At 33.5% G+C, this 1144-nt stretch carries 2 protein-coding genes; both read right to left on the bottom strand.

The window, feature by feature from the left end; all coding sequences use genetic code 11:
- Positions 1–256 precede the first annotated feature (256 nt).
- Positions 257–1000: a type IV secretion system protein gene (locus ACFIJP_RS09230; RefSeq protein WP_375627118.1), complete on the bottom strand. Its 744-nt coding sequence runs from the start codon at positions 998–1000 to the stop codon at positions 257–259.
- Positions 997–1140: a TrwH protein gene (locus tag ACFIJP_RS09225; RefSeq protein ID WP_375627120.1), complete on the bottom strand. Its 144-nt coding sequence runs from the start codon at positions 1138–1140 to the stop codon at positions 997–999. The genes ACFIJP_RS09230 and ACFIJP_RS09225 overlap by 4 nt, the downstream gene beginning before the upstream one ends.
- Positions 1141–1144: the final 4 nt, after the last annotated feature.

The raw sequence follows: 1144 nt of genomic DNA, 5'->3' as shown, positions 1-1144 counted from the left end.
GATCAATTTTATTGAAAAGTTGCGTGAACACTGTAAAGTCCATGGAATTCCTCTTTAACGAATTTTCAACTTTTTATCACCTTGAAACATAGGTATATGCTAAACGTGTCATTTTCATTTATACATTACCTAAGTATTTGCGTTACGATATCTTGGCTTTGATAAAATCTTTGTGTCCCTCTGAATTGTTCAGATAGTACTGAACCTTCTACATCAGCTTTTGTTTTCATGAAAAAAGCAAATGTTGTAAAGAGTCTTATTGGTCAGATCTTATTTTAGGCACACTTTTGTTGTCAGAGGACATAATTTTTCTATACAATTTATGTTTTTGTATTTCGATAAGAGTCTCTTCGTCATCGCTTAAATTTCTGACCATTTGTAGCTTTGTATATTCATTTTGGAGCATGGCTGACATGGTCTTGATGCGTGTTTGCAGATCGAAAACTTCTTTCAGATCTTTTGTTTTATTTATATTTTCTAAGAAATCGACAATTTGTGTAAAGCGGTTCGCTGCATCTTCGAAAGATTGCAAGCTTACAGCTTTTTCAACAATTCCATTATATTTAAGACGCGTATTAATTATTTCGCGCATCTTATCATGCGACAAGTTCTTGAAGCCGGCCCTTTTCTCTTCGATAGTAATATCACGAAAAAAATTTTTAAACTCCCCACTACTTGTAGTTTGGTAGTTTGTCTTTGTTTCTGGGTAGATAGAAGGCGAAACTGGTAAGTAATAACTAAAATTCTCTCCTATTGGTTGTGTTTTACTTCCTGTTATAGACTGATGGATTTTTTTCGCGTTTTCGATCTGGTTTTGGTTTTCTTTAATTTGTTGTTTTAACAAATTAATAATTTCCAGATATTCTTCTTTTGAAATAGGGTAAGGAATTTGAATAGTTGAACCTTGAGTTCCAGAACCCCAACTAAAGTTAGACGTTAGAATTAAATTCATCATTCCCAAAAGGGTAATCATTCCTGTTATAATAAACTGCTTTTTCATCTGTCTCCTCGCTTGATTTCGGCAGGGACTGTTTTATTGATAGGCACACGGTTCCTATCATTTGGCTGTTTTAGCTTTGGTGCTAATGCACAAGCTGATAAAAGGTTTGCAATCAAAATTATAAGAATGACAGACTTCATTTTA

The sequence above is a fragment of the Bartonella sp. MU37NMGALS genome, from assembly GCF_042194015.1.
Lineage (GTDB): Bacteria > Pseudomonadota > Alphaproteobacteria > Rhizobiales > Rhizobiaceae > Bartonella > Bartonella grahamii.
This window is presented reverse-complemented; position numbering and strand designations above follow the sequence as displayed.